The 21,693-nt window shown below is 69.8% G+C and carries 19 protein-coding genes; 16 read left to right on the top strand and 3 right to left on the bottom strand.

Annotated features, from left to right (window positions below; genetic code table 11):
• Positions 1 to 61: 61 nt before the first annotated feature.
• Complete coding sequence (locus KXR53_RS13115) at positions 62 to 262, bottom strand: DUF2934 domain-containing protein (RefSeq protein ID WP_437375616.1); 201 nt, start codon at positions 260 to 262, stop codon at positions 62 to 64.
• Between the two features lie 509 nt (positions 263 to 771).
• Here KXR53_RS13115 and KXR53_RS13110 point away from each other — a divergent pair.
• From KXR53_RS13110 to KXR53_RS13075, 8 genes are read left to right on the top strand one after another with little or no spacing between them, the layout of a single operon-like run.
• Positions 772 to 1,815, top strand: a complete 1,044-nt coding sequence (locus tag KXR53_RS13110) for a LacI family DNA-binding transcriptional regulator (protein WP_437375615.1) — start codon at positions 772 to 774, stop codon at positions 1,813 to 1,815.
• A gap of 1 nt (position 1,816) precedes the next feature.
• The gene (locus KXR53_RS13105) at positions 1,817 to 2,782 is read left to right on the top strand and encodes an ABC transporter permease (RefSeq protein ID WP_437375614.1); all 966 of its coding nucleotides are present in this window, start codon (positions 1,817 to 1,819) and stop codon (positions 2,780 to 2,782) included.
• The gene (locus tag KXR53_RS13100) at positions 2,782 to 3,684 is read left to right on the top strand and encodes a carbohydrate ABC transporter permease (RefSeq protein WP_437375613.1); all 903 of its coding nucleotides are present in this window, start codon (positions 2,782 to 2,784) and stop codon (positions 3,682 to 3,684) included. Before KXR53_RS13105 ends, KXR53_RS13100 begins: the two co-directional genes overlap by 1 nt.
• 44 nt (positions 3,685 to 3,728) lie before the next feature.
• On the top strand, positions 3,729 to 5,180 hold the full coding sequence (locus KXR53_RS13095) for an extracellular solute-binding protein (protein ID WP_437375612.1): 1,452 nt from the start codon (positions 3,729 to 3,731) through the stop codon (positions 5,178 to 5,180).
• Positions 5,181 to 5,214: 34 nt separating this feature from the next.
• On the top strand, positions 5,215 to 6,384 hold the full coding sequence (locus tag KXR53_RS13090; protein WP_437375611.1) for an ADP-ribosylglycohydrolase family protein: 1,170 nt from the start codon (positions 5,215 to 5,217) through the stop codon (positions 6,382 to 6,384).
• A gap of 25 nt (positions 6,385 to 6,409) precedes the next feature.
• Complete coding sequence (locus KXR53_RS13085) at positions 6,410 to 8,518, top strand: ADP-ribosylglycohydrolase family protein (RefSeq protein ID WP_437375610.1); 2,109 nt, start codon at positions 6,410 to 6,412, stop codon at positions 8,516 to 8,518.
• On the top strand, positions 8,511 to 9,731 hold the full coding sequence (locus tag KXR53_RS13080; protein ID WP_437375609.1) for a CaiB/BaiF CoA transferase family protein: 1,221 nt from the start codon (positions 8,511 to 8,513) through the stop codon (positions 9,729 to 9,731). Before KXR53_RS13085 ends, KXR53_RS13080 begins: the two co-directional genes overlap by 8 nt.
• Positions 9,728 to 10,594, top strand: a complete 867-nt coding sequence (locus KXR53_RS13075) for an HpcH/HpaI aldolase/citrate lyase family protein (protein WP_437375608.1) — start codon at positions 9,728 to 9,730, stop codon at positions 10,592 to 10,594. Before KXR53_RS13080 ends, KXR53_RS13075 begins: the two co-directional genes overlap by 4 nt.
• On the opposite strand, the gene KXR53_RS13070 is transcribed toward KXR53_RS13075, so the two are convergent.
• Positions 10,591 to 11,814 (bottom strand): MFS transporter, encoded by a 1,224-nt coding sequence (locus tag KXR53_RS13070; RefSeq protein ID WP_437375607.1) that lies wholly within the window; start codon positions 11,812 to 11,814, stop codon positions 10,591 to 10,593. The two genes, KXR53_RS13075 and KXR53_RS13070, sit on opposite strands and share 4 nt — an antisense overlap.
• Positions 11,815 to 12,170: 356 nt before the next feature.
• Here KXR53_RS13070 and KXR53_RS13065 point away from each other — a divergent pair, with 356 nt between their 5' ends.
• From KXR53_RS13065 to KXR53_RS13050, 4 genes are all read left to right on the top strand, one after another.
• On the top strand, positions 12,171 to 12,692 hold the full coding sequence (locus KXR53_RS13065) for an RNA polymerase sigma factor (protein ID WP_437375606.1): 522 nt from the start codon (positions 12,171 to 12,173) through the stop codon (positions 12,690 to 12,692).
• Positions 12,693 to 12,779: 87 nt separating this feature from the next.
• Entirely contained in the window at positions 12,780 to 13,772 is a 993-nt protein-coding gene (locus KXR53_RS13060) for a FecR family protein (protein WP_437375605.1), read from the top strand.
• A 158-nt stretch (positions 13,773 to 13,930) separates the two neighbouring features.
• A complete protein-coding gene (locus KXR53_RS13055; RefSeq protein ID WP_437375604.1) occupies positions 13,931 to 16,396 on the top strand; it encodes a TonB-dependent siderophore receptor in 2,466 nt (821 codons plus the stop codon).
• Positions 16,390 to 17,502, top strand: coding sequence for an ABC transporter substrate-binding protein (locus KXR53_RS13050; RefSeq protein WP_437375603.1), 1,113 nt, complete (start codon positions 16,390 to 16,392; stop codon positions 17,500 to 17,502). Before KXR53_RS13055 ends, KXR53_RS13050 begins: the two co-directional genes overlap by 7 nt.
• Before the next feature lie 142 nt (positions 17,503 to 17,644).
• Here the strand turns inward: KXR53_RS13050 and KXR53_RS13045 are convergent, their stop codons facing one another.
• The gene (locus KXR53_RS13045; protein WP_437375602.1) at positions 17,645 to 18,334 is read right to left on the bottom strand and encodes a GntR family transcriptional regulator; all 690 of its coding nucleotides are present in this window, start codon (positions 18,332 to 18,334) and stop codon (positions 17,645 to 17,647) included.
• 201 nt (positions 18,335 to 18,535) lie between these two features.
• Here KXR53_RS13045 and KXR53_RS13040 point away from each other — a divergent pair, with 201 nt between their 5' ends.
• From KXR53_RS13040 to KXR53_RS13025, 4 genes are all read left to right on the top strand, one after another.
• Complete coding sequence (locus KXR53_RS13040; RefSeq protein WP_437375601.1) at positions 18,536 to 19,561, top strand: 2-dehydropantoate 2-reductase; 1,026 nt, start codon at positions 18,536 to 18,538, stop codon at positions 19,559 to 19,561.
• Positions 19,562 to 19,615: 54 nt separating this feature from the next.
• On the top strand, positions 19,616 to 20,059 hold the full coding sequence (locus KXR53_RS13035; protein WP_437375600.1) for a CBS domain-containing protein: 444 nt from the start codon (positions 19,616 to 19,618) through the stop codon (positions 20,057 to 20,059).
• 100 nt (positions 20,060 to 20,159) lie between these two features.
• Positions 20,160 to 21,326 (top strand): Re/Si-specific NAD(P)(+) transhydrogenase subunit alpha, encoded by a 1,167-nt coding sequence (locus KXR53_RS13030; protein ID WP_437375599.1) that lies wholly within the window; start codon positions 20,160 to 20,162, stop codon positions 21,324 to 21,326.
• 11 nt (positions 21,327 to 21,337) lie between these two features.
• Positions 21,338 to 21,693 (top strand): NAD(P) transhydrogenase subunit alpha (locus KXR53_RS13025; RefSeq protein WP_437375598.1); only part of this gene is annotated, 356 nt, incomplete at its 3' end.

Below are 21,693 nucleotides of genomic sequence, written 5' to 3'. Positions count from 1 at the left end.
GCGGCGCGGGCCGGCCGGCGGGGGCCTGTATCCGGCCGGAGCCGGCGGCTGCCGCCGGGGCTTAGCGGCGCTTCGGTGCTGCGACATCTGGGTTCAGCTCCTCGGCGCCTTCCGGCACGCTGTCGGTGCCCTCGCTTTCGTCGGCGAGGATCTCCGCCTCGGCCTGAGCCCAATGCTCCTGCTGCCCGCCCTCGGGCCGGCCCAGCGCCTCCCAGATCTCATGGGCGCGCCGCCGAATCCGTTCCTCTCGGTCGTCGCTCATCCTCCACCTCATTCTTTAGTATTAGGGGCCATTATGCCGCTTTCGTTCGCCCTTGCATCGTGATTCGCGCCAACAAATGTCAATGTCTTGTAAATTGAAATGATCTTTCCTTCGGCGCGGATCCTGGAATTGGTCTGGACCACCCGGCGGGAATATTGTCTGGCAAAAGAAATCGCTTTGCCTCGGATCAAAGGATTTCTTCCTGTTTTCGGCGGAGCGGGCCGAGGCGGCTGCGCCCGCCGAGGTTCGGAATCTCGTTAAGGCTGCCGCGGCGGGAACCCGCCGCGTCGCGGCCTCGCCTGCATCAATAGGGGGCGCCCGGTTCGGTTCCGTCCCGTCGGCTGACTCCTTTCGAGAGGTGGAGAGGGTGGGAAAAGAGTCTTTCCAGGACCGGAACGACCACGCATAATCGTCGCCAGAGATGCTTGCTTGACGGGCGGAGGGGGGAATTGGTAACGTTCCCACAATCTGTCCGAGAGAGGGCAGCGGCTGCACTGGGGGAGATGCCTTTGAACGGCAAGCGCCAGCCCACGATCATCGACGTCGCCCGCCTGTCCGGCGTGTCGAAGACGACCGTGGCGCGCGTCCTGTCCGGCGTCGGCGCGGTGCATGCCGAAACCCGCAAGCGGGTGGAGGAGGCGGTCCGCCAGTCGGGCTATGAGCGCAACCACCTGGCCTTCGGCCTGCGCACCGGCCGCAGCCGCATGCTGGGCCTCGTCATCCCCGACATCTCCAACCCGTTCTGGGCCGACCTCGCCCGCGGCGCCCAGGACCAGGCGGAGGCTTCGAGGCGGTCGGTGCTGATCTTCAGCTCCGACTGGGACGCGGAGCGGGAGCGCCGGCATCTCCAGGCGCTGCGCCAGGCCCGGGTCGACGGCCTCATTCTCAACCCGGCGACCGACGACCGCGGCCTCTTGCGCCAGACCGAGGCGCCGGTGGTGGTGATCGGCTCCTCCGGCGAGCGCTTCCCCGAATTCTCCAGCGTGCGCAGCGACGTGGCCCAGGGCGTGCGCCTGGCGCTCGACTATCTGATCGCCGCCGGGCATCGCCATATCGGCCTGATCAACGGCCGCGACCGCCGCGTCGCCCGCACCCGCTTCGTCACCGAGGCGCAGGCGCACTGGCAGCGCCACGGCTTCGATCTCGCCTCCCTGCCGATGGACGAGGGCGACTACACCGCGGACTCCGGCCAGGCGGCGATGCGCCGGCTGATCGAACGGGAGGGCCGGCGGATGACCGCGGTCTTCGCCGCCAACGACCTGATGGCGGTCGGCGCCATCCTGGCGGCCCGCGCCGCCGGCCTGTCATGCCCGCGCGACGTCTCGATCATCGGCATGGACGGGGTCGAGGCCGGCGGCTTCACCGACCCCGGCCTGACCACGGTCGACAAGCCGCGCTACGACATGGGCGTGGAGGCGATGCGGCTGCTGCAGGCCGAGATCGAGGGCGCCGGCGACATCATCCACACCGTGCTGCCGTGCCGGATCGTCGAGCGCGCCTCGGTCGCCGCCCCGCCGCGGACCTTGCGCAGCGTCCGGAAGAAGAGCGCCTGACATGACCGGCCTCGATCAGAGCTCTCCGGCCCTCACGCCGGCCATTTCTGGGAACGTTCCCAAGGCCGCCCGCGAGTCCAGTCTGCGGCGCGTCTGGCGCTGGCGCGGCTATTATCTGATGCTGCTGCCGGGCCTGCTGTACTTCGTGGTGTTCCACTACCTGCCGATCTGGCAGGCCAAGCTGGCGTTCCAGGACTACCGCATCATCGGCCCCAGCGTCTGGGTCGGGCTGAAGCATTTCCGGGCGCTGTTCGACAGCCCGGTGTTCTACCAGGTGCTGTGGAACACGGTGCTGATCAGCGCCATGAAGCTGGTGTTCCTGTTCCCGGTGCCGGTGATCGTGGCGCTCCTGGTCAACGAGGTGCGGGGCCGGCGCTACCGCCGCTTCGTGCAGTCGGTGATCTACCTGCCGCACTTCCTGTCCTGGATCGTCATCGCCGGCGTGTTCATCGCCGTGCTGTCGCCGACCGACGGCACGGTCAACGACGTCCTCGGCCTGTTCGGCTTCGCGCCGGTGCCGTTCATGACCTCGGAGGGTTCGATCCTCTGGGTCCTGGTCTTCTCCGAGATGTGGCGCAGCGCCGGTTGGGATTCACTGCTGTTCCTCGCCGCGGTGATGGCGATCGACCCGCAGCTCTACGACGCCGCGACGATCGACGGCGCCGGCCGCTGGCGCAAGATCTGGCACGTCACCCTGCCGGCCTTAGTGCCGACCATGGCGACGGTGTTCATCCTCAATCTCGGCGCCTTCATGAGCGCCGGCTTCGACCAGGTGTTCAACTTCTCCAACGATGCGATCCGCGATCGGATCGATATCCTCGACACCTATGTCTACCGCATGGGCCTGGTCGGCGGCGAATACGCCTATGCCACCGCCGCCGGCGTGTTCAAGGCGGTGATCGGCATGGGCATGATCCTGGCCGCCCACTTCGTCTCCAAGCGCCTGACCGGCAAGGGGGTGTGGTGATGGCCGCGTCCCGCATTCGCCGCACGCCGTTCGAGCGCATCGAATACGCCATCATCTGCTCGGCCCTGCTGCTGATGGTGGTGGTCACGGTCCAGCCGATCCTGAACCTCTTGGCCGTGTCGCTGTCCGACAGCGCCGAGGTGCCGGGGATGAGCGGCCTGGCCGTGCTGCCGCACGGCTTCTCGCTCGACGTCTGGCAGGTGCTGCTGACCCATCCGCAGGTGCTGAAGGGGCTGGGCAACAGCCTGCTGATCACCGTCGCCGGCACGGTCATCAACGTCGTCGCCACCACGCTGATGGCCTGGGCCCTGTCGCGCGAAGGCCTGCCCGGGCGCCGGGCGATCCTGGTGTTCATCCTGGTCACCGTGGTGTTCGAGCCCGGTGTGGTGCCGGACTATCTAGTGATGAAGCAGCTCGGCCTGCTCAACTCCTACTGGTCGGTGATCCTCTACCGCGGCGTCTTCGCCTGGTACCTGATCGTGCTGATCCGCTTCTTCGAGGAGATCCCGAAGGAGCTGCTGGAAGCGGCCGAGATGGAAGGCGCCTCGCCGCTGCAGACCCTCTGGTACGTGGTGGCGCCGCTGGCGCTGCCGGCGATCGCCACCATCACCCTGTTCTACACGGTGCTGCACTGGAACGAATACTTCCGGGCGATGATCTACCTGAACGACCCGGCGATGTGGCCGCTGCAGGTGGTGCTGCGCCAGTTCGTGGTCGAAGGCGACAAGTCGCTGATGGTCGGGCTCGACGCCATGAACCAGTACACCGGCGGCAGCCAGATCGACCTGCGCGCGCTGAAGGCCGGGATGATCATCCTGACCCTGATCCCGGTGCTGGCGATCTATCCGCTGATCCTGAAGTTCTTCACCAAGGGGACCATGAGCGGAGCCGTGAAAGGATGAGCCGCCGCCGTGACCCCCAACCAGAAAGTCGAGGAGGAGACGCAATGGGCAAGATGCTTCTGGGACCCGCGCTGGCCCTGGTGTTCGCGGCGGCGCTGACCGCCGGGCCTTCGGCGCAGGCCGCCGACCCGGTGACGATCCGCATCGTCAGCAAGGACTTCACCAAGTCGAACCCGGACGACGTCAAGCTGGTGGCGGCGATCGAGGCCGGCATGGCCGCCAAGGGCCATCCGGTGAAGATCGACCTGGTCGACGTGCCGCCCGGCGGCTATGCCGACAAGCTGTCGCTGATGCTGCTGTCGGGCGACATCCCCGACCTGATCTATTTCCAAGGCGGCGACCAGAAGATCGTCGAGCAGGGCCTCTTGGAGGACTGGCGGCCCTGGCTGGACAAGGCGCCGCATCTGAAGCAGGCGCTGTGGGCGCACAACAAGCCGCGGCTCGAGAACTATCCCTATCTGATCTACCCGTTCCCGGTGCGCGCCAAGACCGGCGTGATGCGCCAGGACTGGCTGGAGAAGACCGGCCTGCCGGCGCCGCAGACGCTGGAGGACTGGGAGACCCTGTTCCGCAAGATCAAGGACTCCGATCTCGACGGCAACGGCAAGAAGGACAGCTGGGGCATCACGGTGGCCACCATCCCGCCGGCCGGCGCCACCGACGAGCTCGACGAGATCTTCAACCAGGCCTTCGGCGTCAGCGCCACATGGCTGAAGGATGCCTCCGGGCAGTGGATCCACTCCCGCGTCTCGCCGCAGGAGCGCGACAAGGTCGCCTTCTACCGCAAGCTGTTCGCGGAGGGGCTGCTGGACCCCGACTTCATCACCACCAAATGGGACACGCGTGAGGACAAGTTCTACTCCGGCCGTGTCGGGGTGATCCTCGGCGTGGTCGGCGTCAACATGGACATCTACCAGGGCAAGATGCGCCAGGTGCATCCGGGCGCGACCCTGGTGCCGCTGGAGCCGCCGAAGGGCCCGGGCGGGCAGGGGCTGCGCGCCGTCGACGTCAGCCGCGAGAGCCGCGGCTTCGCCATGTCCACCCTGTCCGAGCACAAGGAGGACGTGGTCGCCCTGATGGACTTCATGGCCAGCCCCGAGGGCCAGAGCATCGACCGCATGGGCTTCGAGGGCGAGCAATGGGTCAAGGACGGCGGCACCATCAAGATCACCGAGAAGATGGCGACCTGGTATCCGCGCTTCATCATCGCCAATCCCGAGGCGTGGAAGCCGCCGGTGCCGCTGCTGTCGGAGCAGGCCGAGAAGTCGATCGCGATCGCGCAGAAATACTATTCGCCGGACGACGCCTTCGTTTTCCCCAGCGAATACACGGCCCGGCTGGACGCGGCGGAAAACGTGTACCGCAGCTATGTCTGGAAGTTCATCTCCGGCGAGCTGCCGATCGACAAATGGGACGACTACGTCGCCGAGTGGAACGCCAAGGGCGGCGCCGAGATCACCGAATATGCGAGGACCAAGCTGAATGGAACCAACTGACGCGGGTCTCTCGCTCAGGGGCCGGATCCGGGGAATGCTGCATGGCGTCGCGTTCGGCGACGCCATCGGCGCCACGATCGAGAAGCTGTCCGCCGCCGAGATCCGGCAGCGCTACGGCCGGGTCACCTCGCTGGACGTCGACTGGCACCGCATGGCGGGGCCGGAGGAGGCGCGCGGCGGCCGGATCCGCGGCCACGGCATCGTCACCGACGACACGCTGATGACGCTGTGCCTGATGGCGGTCTACCGCGAATCCGGCCGCCATCTCGACGCCTGGGACATGGCCGGCGCCATGGTCCGCCAGATCGCCTGGACGCCGCGCTGGATCCCGGAGATGCAGCGCGAGACCATGCTGATCGAGCGGCTGTTCTACCCGGAGAAGTGGATCTTCCAGCGCCATCAGCTGACCAGCTGCGATCCGCGCGAGGGTGGCATCGGCAACATGGTCAATTGCGGCGCCGCCATGTACATCGCCCCGGTCGGGGCGGTGAACGCCTGCGACCCCAAGGCGGCCTATGACGAGGCGATCGATTTCGCCGCCGGGCACCAGCACAGCTACGGGCTGGAGGCGGCCGGGGTGATGGCCGCCTGCGTCGCCGCCGCCATGGTGCCCGGCACCACGATCGAGGCGGTGGTCGACACCGCCGTATCGCTCGCCAAGGACGGCACCCGCGCGGCGATCGCCGACATCGCCGAGGCGGCGCGGCGCCTGAGGCCCCACCGCGCCGACCACGCCCGGGTGACGGCGGAGTTCCAGGAGATCATCGGCCGCTACTCCAGCATGGGCGACGACGTGCACCGCCATCCCGAGAGGTCCGGGCTGCCAACGCACGACTACACCCCGTCGCGGCTGCGATCGATCGAAGAACTGCCGCTGGCGCTGGGCTTCTGCCTGATCAACGACGGCGATTTCCGGGCCTCGGTGCTGGACGGCATCAATTCCGGCCGCGACACCGACTCCATCGGCTGCATGGCCGGCGCCATCCTGGGTGCGATGCACGGCGAGGCCGTGATCGACCCGGCCGAGCGCGACCTGCTGGACCGTGCCAACCGCTTCGACCTGACGGCCGAGGCCGACCGTTTCCACGAGGCCGTGGCCGGCATCCTGGCCGGGGATCTCGGCCTCGCCCGCCTCCGCGACGCCCGGCGCCGGGCGCTGATTTCCGATTCCGCCGAACCGGCCCGTGCCGCGGCCGTCCACTGACCCGCCCGAAGACCAAGGCCCCGGAATGCCCCTGCCCACCGACACCCTCGACCGCATCTATGCCGGCTTCCTCGGCAAGGCCATTGGCGTGCGCCTCGGCGCCCCGGTCGAGCCGACGATCTGGACCTGGGACCGGATCGAGAAGACCTATGGCGAGATCACCGGCTATCTGCGCGACTTCAAGAACTTCGCCGCCGACGACGACACCAACGGGCCGGTCTACTTCATCCGGGCGCTGCGTGATTTCGGGCTGGACCCGTCGCCCCAGGATGTCGGCCGCACCTGGCTGAACTATGCGGCGGAGCAGCATGGCATGTTCTGGTGGGGCGGCTACGGCATCTCGACCGAGCACACCGCCTTCGCCAATCTCCAGTCCGGCATCCCGGCGCCGGAGTCCGGCTCGATCGCCCGCAACGGCGCGGTGATCGCGGAGCAGATCGGCGGCCAGATCTTCGTCGATTCCTGGGGCTGGGTGTGCCCGGGCGACCCGGCCCGCGCCGCTGACCTGGCCGCCCGCGCCGCCAGCGTCTCGCATGACGGCAACGGCCTCTACGGCGCCCGCTTCGTCGCCGCCTGCATCGCCAAGGCCTTCGTGGCGGAGACGATCGAGGAGGTGGTGGAGGCGGGCCTCGCCACCATCCCGGCCGGCAGCGAATACGCCCGCATCGCCCATGCGGTGCAGGCTATGCACCGGGTGAAGCCGAAGGACTGGCGCGCCTGCCGGAAAATGCTGGAGAGCGAGTTCGGCTATGACCGCTATCCCGGCGTCTGCCACATCATCCCGAATGCCGGCCTCTTGATCCTGGCGCTGCTGTACGGCCAGGGCGACCTGTCGCGCACGGTCGAGATCGCGACCATGGGCGGCTGGGACACCGACTGCAACGCCGGCAATGCCGGGGCGATCGTCGGCACGCTGGCCGGCATCGCCGGGGTCGCCGCGCATTACCGCACACCGATCAACGACAACATCGTCGCCTCCGGCATCGTCGGGTCGCTCAACATCGTCGACATCCCCAGCTTCTGCCGCGAGCTGGCGGTGCTGGCCCACCGCCTGGCGGGCGAGAAGCCGCCGGCGGAGTGGATCGCGGACATGGAGCGGCGTGGCCTGCGCTTCGACTTCGACCTGCCGGGATCGACCCACGGCTTCCGCACCGAGGGCGACAACCGCATCGCCCTGTCCTGGTCGGACGAGCGGAAGGCCACGGGCCGCGGCGCGCTCTGCGCCCTGCTCGACCGGCTGGAGCGGGGCGACGGCGGCCGGATCTTCTGGAAGCCCTTCTACCGCCGGAGCGATTTCGACGACGAGCGCTACCGGCCGATGTTCTCGCCCCTGGTGGCGACCGGGCAGGAGGCGTCGCTGCGCCTCTGGCTTGACCCCTGGGACGGTGACGGCCATCTCCGCCTCGTGCCCTATGTCCGCCGGGCGATGAGCGGCACGATCGACGAGGTCGGCGCCTGGACGCAGCCGCCGGCCGGCGAATGGCGGGATCTGCGCTTCACCGTGCCGGAGACGGGCGGCGAGGCGATCGACGAGATCGGCATCAAGGTCGAGTATTTCGGCCGGCTGAAGTTCCTCGGCCGGATCTTCATCGACGAGTTCACGGTCTCCGGCCCCGGCACCGCCCGGCTGGATCCGCGGATCGAGGCCAATGAGTGGGGCGGCATCACCCGCTGCACCTGGAACCGCGGCGTCTGGCGGGTCGAGGATGGCCGCATCCACGCCCTGACTGCGACCGACGCTGACCTGTGGACCGGGCATCTCTACGCCCGCGACCTGACCGTGACGGCGGAGGTGACGCCGTTGGCCGGCGACGGGCATCTGGTCTGCGCCCGCGGTCAGGGCAATGAGCGCTGCTACGGCGGGGGATTCATCTCGGCTGAGGAGGTGGCGATCATCCGTCGCGACTTCGGCGAGACCGTGCTGGCCCGCGCCCCGTTCAAGCGTGAGCTCGGCCGGACCTACAGCCTGGCGCTGGAAGCCGTGGGCGACCGCCTGACCCTGTCGGTCGACGGCCAGGTGCTGCTCGAGGCCCGCGACCATACGTTCCGGTATGGGATGGTCGGGCTGCGCATGCCCTCGGCCGGGCGCATGCAGGCCGGCGTGATCGAGATCCGCGAGGTGGAGAATGGCTGAGGCGCGTCCGGCCAAGATCGAGCCGGAGCGCGAAGGCCCGCTCTCCGGCATCCGCGTGCTCGACCTGTCGCGCGTCGTCGCCGGCAACGCGCTGGGGCTGGAGCTGGCGGATTTCGGCGCCGAGGTGATCAAGGTCGAGCCGCCGGGCGGCGACCCGCTGCGCGACTGGCAGGTGAAGGGCCACAGCCTCTACTGGAAGGAGCTGTCGCGCAACAAGCTGTCGGTCGTGCTCGACCTGCGCAAGCCGGAGGGCATGGCGGCGCTGCAGCGGCTGATCCCAACTGCCGATGTGATGATCGAGAACTTCCGGCCGGGGGTGCTGGAGGAGATGGGGCTGGCGCCCGACCGCCTCCTGGCCATGGCGCCGGACCTGATCCTGGTGCGCATCTCCGGCTTTGGCCAGACCGGGCCGGCCAGCCGGCTGCCCGGCTTCGGCACGCTGGTCGAGGCGATGTCGGGCTTCGCCTCGCGCAACGGCTTCGCCGACCGCGAGCCGGTGCTGCCGCCGCTGGCGCTGGCCGATATGATCGCCGGGCTGCACGGCGCCAAGGCGGTGCTGGCGGCCCTCAGGGCGCGCGACCGCGGCATGGCCCGCGGCCAGGTGATCGACCTGTCGCTGCTGGAGGCGATGTATTCTGTGCTGGGGCCGGAGGCCGGCAGCTACGCCGTCACCGGCCAGGTCAAGGAGCGGACCGGCAGCGCCTCGGGCAACAGCGCGCCGCGCAACGTCTACAAGACCCGCGACGGCCGCTGGATCGCGATGTCCGGCTCCACCGACCGCATGGCGAAGCGCATCCTGCAACTGGTCGGCGGCGACGCCCTGGCGCAGGACCCGCGCTTCGCCACCAATGCCGACCGGGTGCGCAACCGGGCGGTGCTGGACGCCATCATCGGCGAATGGATCGGCGCCCGCGACCGCGATACGGCGCTGTCGATCTTCCGGGCCGAGGGCATCACCGTCGGCCCGGTGCACGACATCGCCGATTTCATGGCGGACGAGCACGTGATCGAGCGCGAGGTCGTGGTGTCGGTCCCCGACCCGGATCTCGGCAGCCTGCCGGTGCACAATGTGCTGCCGCGCCTCTCGGCCACGCCGGGCGCGATCCGCCGCCTGGCGCCGGAGCCGGGCGCGGATGGCGAGGACGTGCTGCGCCGCGCCGGCTTCTCGGCCGAGGAGATCGAAAGCCTGCGCGCCGCGGGGGCACTGGTATGATGGACGACCGCTTCCGCCGTCTGCACTCGCTGCTCTACGTCCCGGCCGATCGCGAGCGCTTCGTCGCCGGCGCGGCCGGGCGCGGCGCCGATGCCGTGATCCTCGACCTCGAGGACGGCGTCGCCGAATCCGCCAAGTTCGCCGCCCGCGCGGCCCTGGCCGCTGCCGTGCCGCAGGTCGGCGCCGCCGGGGCGCGCGTCTTCGTCCGCATCAACAGCCGTCTGGCCCACGCCGCCGCCGATGTCGAGGCCGCGGTGTGGGCGGGGGCCGACGCCCTGTTCGTGCCGAAGACCGAGGACCCGCAATGGCCGCGGCTGATCGCCGAGCGGGCCGGGGAGGTCGAGCGGGAAGCCGGGCGGCCGGAAGGCTGGACCCGGCTGGTGCCGATGATCGAGAGCCTGCGCGGTCTCGACCGCCGCGCCGAGATCGCCGCTGCCACGCCGCGCAACTTGGCGCTGGTCTGCGGCGGCGAGGACCTGTCGGCCGAGATCGGGGCAGATCCTGCCTCCGAGGTGATGCGCCTGGCCAAGCTGCAGATCCTGATGGCCGCGCGGGCCGCCGGGCTTGCGGCCTTCGGCCTGATGGGCTCGCTCGCCGGGATCGACGACCTAGACGCCCTGCGCCGCGCGGCGGAGGAGGCAGCGCACCAGGGCTTCGAGGGCGCCAGCTGCATCCATCCGGCCCAGGTACCGGTGCTGAACCAGGCCTTCACCCCGGACGCCGCGGCGGTCGAGCACGCCCGCCGCGTGGTCGCCGCGCTGCAGCCGGGGCAGGGGACGGCCAAGGTCGACGGCCGCATGATCGACGCCCCGGTCGTGGCCCGCGCCCGCCGGGTGCTGGCGCGGGCCGGGGTGACGGACTAGGCCGGCTGCAGCTGCGGGCGCCGCGACGGCAGGGGCGGGAAGGCGAGGGCGATGGCGACCGCCGCCAGTCCGATGCCGAACGATCCGATGAACATCCAGTTGTAGACGCTGAAGGTGTCGAACACCCAGCCGCCGGCCCATGGGCCCAGTGCCATGCCGATGCTGGAGGCCATGGTCGCAGCGCCGAACACCGCGCCCATCGCGGCCTGGCCGAAATACTCGCGCGCCAGCACGGCGTAGAGCGGCATCACCCCGCCATAGGCGGTGCCGAAGATCACGGCCAGCAGGTAGAACTCGCCGAGATTGGCGACGAAGAGATAGGCACCGATGACGACCGCCTGGACCAGCAGCCCCGCCACCAGCACGCGCTTGACGCCGAGGCGGTCGGCGAGCACGCCCAGCAGCAGGCGCCCGCCCAGCCCGGCCAGCCCTTCGACGCTGTAGATGGTGACGGCAGCCAGCGGGGCGATGCCGCAGGTGATGGCATAGCTGACCATGTGGAAGATCGGCCCGGAATGGGCGGCGCAACATAGGAAGAAGGTCGCCGCCAGGACCGCGAATTGCGGCGTGCGGAAGGCCCTGCCCGCCGACATGTCGCCGATCTCGCCGGACGGCGCCGCGGCGACCCCATCCCCGGCCATGGCCGGCGGCCGGCGCACCAGCAGCCCGGCCGGAAGCAGCAGGACCCAGGCGGCGACGCCGATGACCGCCATCGCCGTCCGCCAGTCATAGGCCGCCACCAGCCAGGCGGCGAAGGGAGAGACGGTCATCGGCGCCACGCCGATGCCGGCCGACACCAGCGAGACCGCCAGGCCGCGATTGGTGTCGAACCAGGCGGTCGCAGCGGCCACCATCGGCGCGAAGAAGGCCCCGGCCGCCAGCCCGACGAGCGTGCCGTAGATCAGCTGGAACGACGCGAGGGTGGTCGTCTGGCTCGCCAGGACCAGGGCCAGGCCCAGCAGTGCTGCGCCGCACAGCACGACGATCCGGGCGCCGAGACGGTCGCTGAGCGCGCCCCAGCCGAAGCCGGCCGCACCCATGACCAGGAAGTTGAGGGTCATGGCGCTGGAGATGCCGGCGCGGCTCCAGCCCGTATCGGCCGAGATCGGCTGCAGGAAGATCGCCAGCGAGAACATCGCGCCGATGCCGACGCAGGTCATGAGCGCGCCGACACCGATGATCACCCATTTATAGGCACTGTCCGTCCGTGGCTGCGACATCAGAGGCCTCTTCACCACTGTGCCGGCTCGCCTTCGCGGAGGGGCCTATCCCGCTCCGGAACGCCGGCTCTCATGCTGAAGACGAACGGGCCGATCGGAAATCGACATCTGGGTGATAAAAATTTTACCTGCCGGTAAAGCATTCCCCGGGGTAGGAGGCTGAGCCAGCGGGTGCGGTGCCGTCGGCCGCAAGGACTGAGAAGACGTAAATGAGAATGTGTTGCATTCTCGACACATTCGCGAATAAAGCGTGCTGGCCGTGCCGTCTTTGCCGCTTCGCCGTGTCGCCATGGGCCCAATTTCGCTATGGCAGCAGGGGTCGGTGCGGGCATCGATGCGTGCCGCTGCGGGGTGTCGTGACGAAGCTGTCTTTCACTCGGATCCTGGAGGTCTTCGGGGCCGAGGCGCCCCGGATGGAGGCCGGCCTGCGAGGGCAGGTCCGCTGCCGGGCGCGCACGGCCGACATCTTGCAGGACGTCTGGGTCAAGCTGGCCGAGCTCGGCGCCGACGGGGCGGTCGAGAACCCGCAGGCCTATGTCCGCCGCACGGTCCGCAACGCCGCGACCGACCATCTGCGCAAGGAGCGGCGGCGGGCCGCGATCGACCAGGAGGTCCACGACCTGCTGTGGGACAGTGCCGACGCGCTGTCGCCGGAGCGGATCGCTATGGGCCGGGAGGCGGTGGCGGCCCTGGAGCGGGCCCTGGCGGAGATGCCGGAGCAGAGCCGGCGGGTCTTCCTGATGAACCGCTTCGAGGGCAAGACGCATCGCGAGATCGCGCGCGAACTGGGTGTGTCGGAGACGACGGTCTATTATCATATCCGCCGCGTGCTCGAACGGTTGTCGGACCTGCGCGACAGCTTGGCCGACGGGGATTGATGCGGCGCGCGGTTAGACAAATCGCTCCTCGGGACGTCTAGAGAGTAGAAGGGGCAGGGAGCCCCGTTCCGCAGCCGCGCCGAGCCGATGGAAGCCGACGACAACGCCAAGGAGACCGACGGCCGCATCGCCAAGGAGGCGCGCGACTGGGTGGTCCGGCTCGCCTCCGGCACGGCGACCGAGCAGGATCTGGCCGCGTTCAGGGCGTGGCGGGCGGCGTCGCCGGAGCATGACCGTGCCTTCGCGCGCGAGCGTGCCTTCTGGCAGGGGCTGGATGCGCTGGCCCCCGAGACGTCACCAATGGCGGTATCCCGACCCGGGCGGCGCCGGACCATCGGCCGCCGGGCCGTCCTCGCCGGCGGCGCGGCGGTGGCCGCCGGCGCGGTGGGGATCGCCGTCGCGCCGCGCCTGGTCCTGTTCTGGCAGGCCGACCACCGGACCGGCATCGGCGAGCAGGCCAGGGTCGCGCTGCCAGACGGGTCCTCCGCCCTGCTGAACACCGACAGCGCCATTGCGCTCGGCTTCCGTCCGGGGCTGCGCCTTGTCACCCTGCTGCAAGGCGAGGCCTTGTTCGAGGTGCGGCCGGATGCATCGGCACCGTTCCGCGTGGCGGCGCTTGGGGGCAATACGCAGACGGGCCAGGCCGTCCTCGCCGTGCGAGCCCTGGCGGGCGACGTCACCGTCACGGTGGATCAAGGCCGGGCCAGGGTCTTCGGGCCGTCCGCCCCCGACGGGCCGTTGCCGCTGCTCCCCGCCCGGGCCGTCGATCTCGGCACCAGGCAGCAGGTCCGGTATCGCGAAGGGGAGGCGCCGGGGCGCCCGGTCCCGGCCGATCCCGCGACAGCCCTGGCCTGGCGGACGGGCCGGATCGCTTTCGACCGCAAGCCCTTCGCCGAGGCGGTGGCCGAACTCGGCCGCTATGTGCCGGAGCGGATCGTCCTGGCCGACCGCAGCCGCTCCGGGGAGCCCGTCGGCGGCGTGTTCTCCATCCGCGAGGCCCATGCCGCGCTGTCGGCCCTGGCCGAGACCCAGGGGCTGCCGCTGCGGCGCGTGCCCGGCGTGGTGATTGTCATCGGCTAAAAAATCCGACCATTCCCTATAGGCAAGAGACCGCCTCGCGCGTCTCTCCAGTGACAGGCCGAGATAGGCCTATCCGGGGCTCTCAGTCAGCGCTGGATGCATATGGTTCTGAATTGCAGGTGGGGCGGGGGAGAATGTCTGAATTCCAGGGACGACGGATGCTGTCGCGCAGTCGGTCGCATCGGGTGCTGCGGTCCCTGCTGGCCGCGACGGCGCTGGCCGGGGGCTTGCTGCCGGTCCTGACCGCGGCGCAGCCGGCCTGGGCGCAGGCCATCCCGTCCGCCGCGGCGCGGAGCTTTGACATCCCCCGCCAGCCGCTGGCGGCGGCGCTGCGGCAGTTCGCCGATCAGTCGGGGATGCAGCTCGCCTACGCCTCGGCGGATCTGCAAGGCCTGACCTCACCGGGCGTGCGCGGCGGCATGCCGGCCACCGAGGCGCTGTCCCGGCTGCTGGCCGGGACCGGCGCCACCTGGCGCCTGACCGCCGCCAACACCGTCTCGATCCAGCGTCCCGCGCCGGCGCCCGCGGCCGACGCAGCGGCTGGCGGCGGCCTGGTGCTGGACCCGATCATCGTGCAGGGCGGCGGCTTCTTCGGCCCGACCGACGGCTATGTTGCGGAGGAGTCCCGCACCGCGACCAAGACCGGCACGCCGCTGATCGAGACGCCGCAATCCGTCTCGGTCGTCACGCGCCAGCAGATGGACGACCAGAAGGTCCAGTCCGTCTCGCAGGCGCTGCGCTACTCCGCCGGCGTGGCGCCGGAAACCCGCCCGGGCCGCTACGACTATCCGAACATCCGCGGCTTCGGCTCGCCCGGCGGCGCCGATGCCAACTTCGTCGGGCTGATGGACGGCCTCAGGCTGCCGCGCGGCGTCTACTACATCGCGCCCTCGATCGATCCCTACATGCTGGAGCGCGTCGAGATCCTGCGCGGCCCGTCCTCCATCCTCTACGGCAGCGTGAACCCGGGCGGCGTCGTCAATCTCTGGAGCAAGCGGCCGACCGAGGAGCCGCTGCACGAGATCGATCTGGAATATGGCAGCTACGATCGCCTCCAGGCCGGGCTCGATTTCGGCGGCCCGCTGGCCGAGGACGGCTCGCTGCTCTACCGCCTCACCGCGCTCGGCCGCGATTCCGGCACCCCGGTCGCCGACACCCAGGACCAGCGGATCTCGGTGGCGCCGGCGATCACCTGGACGCCGAACGAGGACACCAGCCTGACGGTCCTCGGCAGCTACCAGTACGACCCGGCCGCCGGCGCCTTCAATTACCTGCCCTATGAAGGCACGGTGAAGCGCGCCTCCTGGGGCCGGTTCCCGACCAGCTTCTTCGAGGGCGACACCGGCTTCGACCGGTCGGAGCGGACGCAGTACTCGGTCGGCTACGAGCTGGAGCACAAGGCCGGCGACGTGCTGACGCTGCGCCAGAACTTCCGCACCATGCATGCGGACTACGACTACCGGTCCGTGTTCGAGAACGGCTATGACGGCCCGACCTCGCTGGCGCGGGGCACGGTCGCTTCCGAGGAATCCTTCGACGGCATCGCGCTCGACAACCAGGCGCTGCTGCGGTTCTCGACCGGCGATGTCGAGCACACGGCGCTGTTCGGCATCGACTACCGCCGCAACGACGCGAGCGCCCTGCTCGGCTATGGCAGCGCGCCGTCGCTGGACGTCCTGCACCCGGACCACCGCCAGGACATCGTGATGCCCGACCTCGACAGCGACACGCGGCAGACGCTCGACCAGATCGGCTTCTACGCGCAGGAGCAGATGAAGTGGGGCGGCCTATCGCTGCTTTTGGGCGTGCGGGGGGACTGGGCCGAAACCGAGACCGACAGCCGCACGATCTCGACCGGGGCGTCGACCTCGAGCCATCAGGCGGACAGCGCCGTCACCTGGCGGGCGGGCCTGGTCTACGAGTTCGACAACGGGATCGCCCCCTATGTCAGCTATTCGACCTCCTTCGAGCCGGTGAGCGGCACCGACTTCTTCGGCCAGCCCTTCAAGGCGAGCACGGCCGAGCAATACGAGGTCGGCGTCAAGGTCCAGCCGGACTGGTTCACCGGCTTCTTCACCGTCGCCCTGTTCGACATCACCCAGACCAACGTCAAGACCGCCGACCCCGACCCGACGCACCCCTTCGCCAGCATCCAGACCGGCGAGATCCGGTCGCGCGGCGTCGAGCTCGAGGCCCATGCCAAGGTGACCGACAACCTGAGCCTGCTCGGCTCCGCCACCATCCTCGACATCGTCAACACTGAGAGCACGGATTTCAAGGACAAGCGGCCCTTCGGCGTGCCCGACCGGCTGGCCTCGCTCTGGGCCGATTACAGCTTCACCGAAGGGGTTCTGGACGGCCTGGCGCTCGGGGCCGGCGTGCGCTACATCGGCTCGTCCTACGGCAATGCCGAGAACACGCTGAAGGTGCCGGACGTCACCCTGTTCGACCTCGGCCTTCGCTACGATCTCGGCATGCTGCGGCCGGAGCTGGAGGGGACGCAGGTCTCGCTCAATGTCGCCAACCTGTTCGACCGCGAATACGTCGCCTCCTGCTGGGCCGACCATTCCTGCTTCTACGGTACCCGGCGCACGATCACAGCCGGGCTGAAGCTCCGGTGGTGATCGTGCGCCGCTTCATGGCGGCGTGCCGGCTCGCCCTCCTCGGGCTGCTCGCGGTGCCGGCGGCGGCCGATCCGATCACCGTGACCGACGTCGCCGGGCACGAGATCGAGCTGCCGCAACCGGCCCGGCGTGTCGTCCTGGGCGATGGCGGGCTGATCGCCGTGCTGGCCCTGCTGGACCCGGAGCCGGCGTCGCTGGTCGTGGGCTGGGCCGAGAACCTGGTGCGGTTCGACCCGGGCACCGCCGCCGCCTACCGGGCGCGCTTTCCCGAGATCGACACGCTGCCTCTGGTGGGCGGCACCACCGCAGACAGCTTCTCCATCGAACGGGTCCTCGGCCTGAGCCCGGATCTGGTCGTCCTGCCGCTCTGGTTCGGCCCCGCGGAGGAGCTCGAGCGGCAGCTCGGCGCGGCCGGGGTGCCGGTGCTCCATATCGATTTCTTCGACGATCCGCTGCGCAACACGGTGCCGAGCCTGCGGGCTCTGGGCCGCGCGGTCGGACGGGAGGAGCGGGCCGAGGCCTTCATCCGCTTCTACCAGGCGCATATGGGCCGGATCGCCGGAACGCTGGTCGCGCATCCCGCCGCCCGGCCGAAGGTGCTGCTGCACGCCCGCGCCGGTGGCTGGGACTGCTGCTGGTCGTCCGGCGCGAGTGGCCCGGGCACGCTGATCGACTTCGCGGGCGGCGAGAACATCGCCAAACCGGTCGTACCCGGCCCGACCGGGCAGCTCGGGCTCGAATACGTGCTGTCGCAGAATCCGGAGGTCTACATCGCCGCCGGCGGCCCGCAGCTTCCCGGCCCGGGGAATTTTTCGATCGGGCCGGGCGTGCCGCGGGTGGCAGTGCGGGAGCAGCTGGCCGCGATCCGCGGCGAGCCCGGCATCGACAGCCTGCCGGCCATCACGGCCGGGCGCGCCCATGCGCTGTGGCTCAACTTCTTCCATTCGCCCACGCATGTCGTCGCGGTGGAGGCGATGGCAAAGTGGATCCATCCGGAGCTGTTCGGCGACCTCGATCCCGAGGCGACGCTGGCCGAGATCAACCGGCAGTTCCTCGCGGTGCCGATGGAGGGCACCTATTTCGGCGACTTCGGGGCAGGGGAGTAATACCAGCGGCGACGCCCTGGCCTTTTTCGTCATGGCGAGGCGCGCAGCGCCGTGGCCATCCATATGTGGACGGCCCCCCTGGATGGCCACGGCGCTGCGCGCCTCGCCATGACGGGTCTATATTTCGGGGCAGGGGAGCGAGCTAGTCCAAAAAATCCCCGTGCTTGCGCACATGCTCGGCCAGGCCCAGCGTGTGCTCGCGCACCAGCTTCTCCGCCAGATCGGCGTCGCGGGCCTCCAGCGCGGCGACGATCTTCTGGTGGTCGACCACCGAACGCTGGGCCCGGTGGTCCTGGCCGATCGTCACCCGGCGGATGCCGCGCATGTGGATGAACAGGTTATCGGTGATGTCGACGATCAGCTGGGAGCCGCTGATCCGGATGATCTGCTTGTGGAAGGCGATGTTGGCCTCGGAGTACTCGCTGACATGCTCCTCCGGGTCGCGGTCGCGGAACACGTCGACATAGTCGTGCAGCTTGCGGATCTGGGCATCGGTCGCGACCTGGGTGGCGAGGCGTGCCGCCATGCTCTCCAGCGCCGCCCAGACCGTGATCATCTCCAGGACCTCGGCCTTGCTCTTGCGGATCACGAAGATGCCGCGGCGGGGGACGGAGCGGACGAAGCCCTCCTGCTCCAGCAGCGTCATCGCCTCGCGGATCGGGGTGCGGCTGACGCCCAGCATCTCGCTCAGCTGCCGCTCCTCCAGCTTGATCTCGCCGGGATGGCCGTAGATGTCCATCTCGGTGATCGCCTGCTTCAGCGCCTTGTAGGCCTTGATCCGGAAGCTCGTTTCGGTGTCGAGCGGTTTCACGTCGATCTGCGGATAGCTCATCGAAGGCCCTATCTGTCGCCTGCGGCCGGCGTTCCCCTCGGCTATAGCCTCGGGCGCTGCCGGTCACAAGTATACCGTGGACGAGAGTCCAGCGCAGCTTTCCTTCCTTGGATCAATTGACATAAGGTATTTTGTATACCACCATGATCGCGTCGGCTGCTTAGCGGCCTTGACTCCAATTCAAGGGAGGAAGGCGCGGCCATGAAACTCTGCATCTACGGCGCCGGGGCCATCGGCGGCTATCTCGGCGTTCAGCTTCACCGGGCGGGGGTCGATGTCAGCCTCGTCGCCCGCGGCCTGCATCTCGAGGCGATGCGTCAGAACGGGCTCACGCTCCGGATCGACGACGAGGTCCGCACCGCCCGCATCCGCTGCACCGACAACCCGGCCGAGCTGGGGCCACAGGATTATGTCGTGATCTGCCTCAAGGCTCATTCCGTGCCGGGGGTGGTCGAGGCGATGCAGCCGCTGCTGGGGCGGGAGACGGCGGTGGTCACCGCGGTGAACGGGCTGCCCTACTGGTATTTCCACCGCCATGGCGGCGAGCTCGAGGGGCGTACCATCGAGACGGTCGATCCCGGCGGGCTGCAGTGGAAGCGGCTGGGGCCGGAGCGCGGCATCGGCTGCATCATCTATCCGGCCACCGAGGTGGTGGCGCCCGGCGTGGTCGAGCATCACTATGGCGACAAGTTCCCGTTGGGCGAGCCGGACGGCAGCCGGTCGGCCCGCGTCACCGCCCTGAGCGAGGCGATGGAGGCGGCGGAGTTGAAGGCGCCGGTCCGCGACAACATCCGCGACGAGATCTGGCTTAAGCTGTGGGGCAATCTCTGCCTCAACCCGATCAGCGCGCTGACCCATGCGACGCTCGACGTCATCACCGGCGACCCCTCCACCCGCGACGTCGCCCGGCGAATGATGGCCGAGGCCCAGGCGATCGGCGGTCGGCTCGGCGTCCATTTCCGGGTCGACATCGAGCGGCGTCTGGACGGCGCCGGCGCCGTCGGCGCCCACCGCACCTCGATGCTGCAGGACCTGGAGCGCGGCCGGCCGATGGAGATCGACCCGCTGGTCACCGTGATCCAGGAGCTCGGCCGCATGGTCGGGGTGCCGACCCCGACGGTCGACACCGTCCTGGCCCTGGTGCAGCAGCGCGCCGAGATCGCTGGTCTCTACAGCCGCCCGACCGCCGCCGAAGCGAAACGCGCGCCGGTGCTGGTGCCGGCCTGACCGCCATTTCCGAACGGCCGGAAAGAGCCGCTTTCCCAGAGGAGGAACCCAGCCATGAGAGCCGAAGACATTCTCCGCCAGAAGGACACGCGCATCGTCATGATCCGCGTCGGCGAGACGGTGGCCACCGCCGTCGCGCTGATGACGCGGGAGAATGTCGGTGCGCTTCTCGTCAAGGAAGTGTGCCGCACCGAAGGCAATGTCGTGGTCGGGGTGTTCTCCGAGCGCGACGTCGCCCGGGCGTTGGCCAGCCATGGCGCGGCGGCGCTGACCATGCCGGTCTCCGCCTTCATCGGCCGCACCGTGATCAGCTGCGAGCCGCGCGACGGCATCGAGACGGTGCTGCGGCTGATGGACGAGAACCACATCCGGCACCTGCCGGTGATGGAGGATCACACGCTCGTCGGTGTGATCAGCGCCCGCGATCTGATCCGGCATTTCCTGCAGCAGTCCTCGCCGGCACTGCAGGATCCGGCGCCTGCCGTCATTCACGCCTGATCTCGACCTGACGGATCGAACCGCGGCGGCCTGAGGCCGTCGCGGCGTCTTTAACGCGATGCGGCGCCGCCTCGCGGGCCGCGTGGGGGAGTTGTTGTCCATGCGGATAGGGGTGTTGCGGGAGCGGCGGGAGGGGGAGCGCCGGGTGGCGGCGACGGCGGACAGCGTGAAGAAGCTGGTGGGGTTGGGGGCGACGGTGGTGGTGGAGGCCGGGGCCGGCCTCGGCAGCGCGGTGCCGGACGAGGCGTACCGGGCGGCGGGGGCGGAGGTGGTCGCGGATGCGGCGGCGGCGCTGGCCGGCGCCGATGTGGTGCTGAAGGTGCGGCGGCCGTTGCGCGCGGGCGAGGGCGAGGTCGACGAGCTGGCGCTGATCCCGCAGGGCGCGGCCGTGATCGGGCTGCTCGATCCCTATGACGACGCGGCGGGGATCCGGGCCTATGCCGAGGCCGGGGTCGAGGCCTTCGCGCTGGAGCTGGTGCCGCGGATCACCCGGGCGCAGGCGATGGACGTGCTGTCGAGCCAGGCCAACCTGGCGGGGTACCGGGCGGTGCTGGAGGCGGCGGCGGTGTTCGGCCGGGCGTTTCCGATGATGATGACGGCGGCGGGCACGGTGCCGCCGGCGCGGGTCTTGGTGATGGGTGCCGGGGTGGCGGGGCTGCAGGCGATCGCGACGGCGCGGCGGCTGGGGGCGGTGGTGTCGGCGACCGATGTGCGGCCGGCGGCCAAGGAGCAGGTGCAGTCGCTCGGCGCCAGCTTCGTCGCGGTCGAGGACGAGGAGTTCCGCGCGGCGGAGACGGCGGGCGGCTACGCCAAGGAGATGTCGGCGGAATACCGGGCCAAGCAGGCGGCGCTGATCGCCGAGACGGTGAGAAAGCAGGACATCGTGATCTGCACCGCGCTGATCCCGGGGCGCAAGGCGCCGGTGCTGATGGACGCGGCGATGGTGCGGTCGATGAAGCCGGGCTCGGTGATCGTCGATCTCGCGGCCGAGCGGGGCGGCAACTGCGCCCTGACCCGGCCGGGCGAGGTGGTGGAGGACGGCGGCGTGACCATCGTCGGGCACAAGAACGTGCCGGGGCGGATCGCGACCGACGCCTCGGCGCTGTACGCCCGCAACCTGGTGGCCTTCCTGACGCCGCTCGTGGACCAGGAGAGCCGGGCGCTGAAGGTCGACGGATCGGACGAGATCGTGGCGGCGACGCGGCTGACCGCGGGGGGCCGGGTGGTGCATCCGGGCTTCGGCGGCACGGCCGAGCAGGCGGCGTGAGGGAGGGGAGCATGGCGGCGGACGGGATCGCAGAGGGGGCGCAGGGGCTGGCCGAGGCGGCGCGGGGCCTGGCCGACCAGGCCCAGGCGCTGGCGGCGCAGGCGCAGGCCCAGGCGGCGACGGTGCCGGCGGGGGAGCACGGCTTCTTCCTGACCGGGCTGACGGTGTTCGTCTTGGCCTGCTTCGTCGGCTACTACGTGGTGTGGCGGGTGACGCCGGCGCTGCACTCGCCCTTGATGAGCGTGACCAACGCGATCTCCTCGGTGATCGTGGTCGGCGCCCTGATCGCGGCCGGGCCGGCGGTGATCGGGGCCTCGAGCCTGCTCGGGGCGCTGGCGGTGCTGCTGGCCTCGGTGAACATCTTCGG

The organism is Inquilinus limosus, assembly GCF_051487185.1.
Taxonomy (GTDB): Bacteria; Pseudomonadota; Alphaproteobacteria; order DSM-16000; family Inquilinaceae; genus Inquilinus; species Inquilinus limosus_F.
This window is presented reverse-complemented; position numbering and strand designations above follow the sequence as displayed.

Coding starts and splice junctions, on each gene's coding strand:
- KXR53_RS13100 (WP_437375613.1), top strand. CDS start 2,782: ATGGCCGCGTCCCGCATTCGCCGCACGCCGTTCGAGCGCATCGAATAC.
- KXR53_RS13035 (WP_437375600.1), top strand. CDS start 19,616: ATGAGAGCCGAAGACATTCTCCGCCAGAAGGACACGCGCATCGTCATG.
- KXR53_RS13060 (WP_437375605.1), top strand. CDS start 12,780: ATGGAAGCCGACGACAACGCCAAGGAGACCGACGGCCGCATCGCCAAG.
- KXR53_RS13115 (WP_437375616.1), bottom strand. CDS start 262: ATGAGCGACGACCGAGAGGAACGGATTCGGCGGCGCGCCCATGAGATC.
- KXR53_RS13090 (WP_437375611.1), top strand. CDS start 5,215: ATGCTGCATGGCGTCGCGTTCGGCGACGCCATCGGCGCCACGATCGAG.
- KXR53_RS13105 (WP_437375614.1), top strand. CDS start 1,817: ATGACCGGCCTCGATCAGAGCTCTCCGGCCCTCACGCCGGCCATTTCT.
- KXR53_RS13080 (WP_437375609.1), top strand. CDS start 8,511: ATGGCTGAGGCGCGTCCGGCCAAGATCGAGCCGGAGCGCGAAGGCCCG.
- KXR53_RS13055 (WP_437375604.1), top strand. CDS start 13,931: ATGCTGTCGCGCAGTCGGTCGCATCGGGTGCTGCGGTCCCTGCTGGCC.
- KXR53_RS13085 (WP_437375610.1), top strand. CDS start 6,410: ATGCCCCTGCCCACCGACACCCTCGACCGCATCTATGCCGGCTTCCTC.
- KXR53_RS13030 (WP_437375599.1), top strand. CDS start 20,160: ATGCGGATAGGGGTGTTGCGGGAGCGGCGGGAGGGGGAGCGCCGGGTG.
- KXR53_RS13070 (WP_437375607.1), bottom strand. CDS start 11,814: ATGTCGCAGCCACGGACGGACAGTGCCTATAAATGGGTGATCATCGGT.
- KXR53_RS13075 (WP_437375608.1), top strand. CDS start 9,728: ATGATGGACGACCGCTTCCGCCGTCTGCACTCGCTGCTCTACGTCCCG.
- KXR53_RS13040 (WP_437375601.1), top strand. CDS start 18,536: ATGAAACTCTGCATCTACGGCGCCGGGGCCATCGGCGGCTATCTCGGC.
- KXR53_RS13045 (WP_437375602.1), bottom strand. CDS start 18,334: ATGAGCTATCCGCAGATCGACGTGAAACCGCTCGACACCGAAACGAGC.
- KXR53_RS13095 (WP_437375612.1), top strand. CDS start 3,729: ATGGGCAAGATGCTTCTGGGACCCGCGCTGGCCCTGGTGTTCGCGGCG.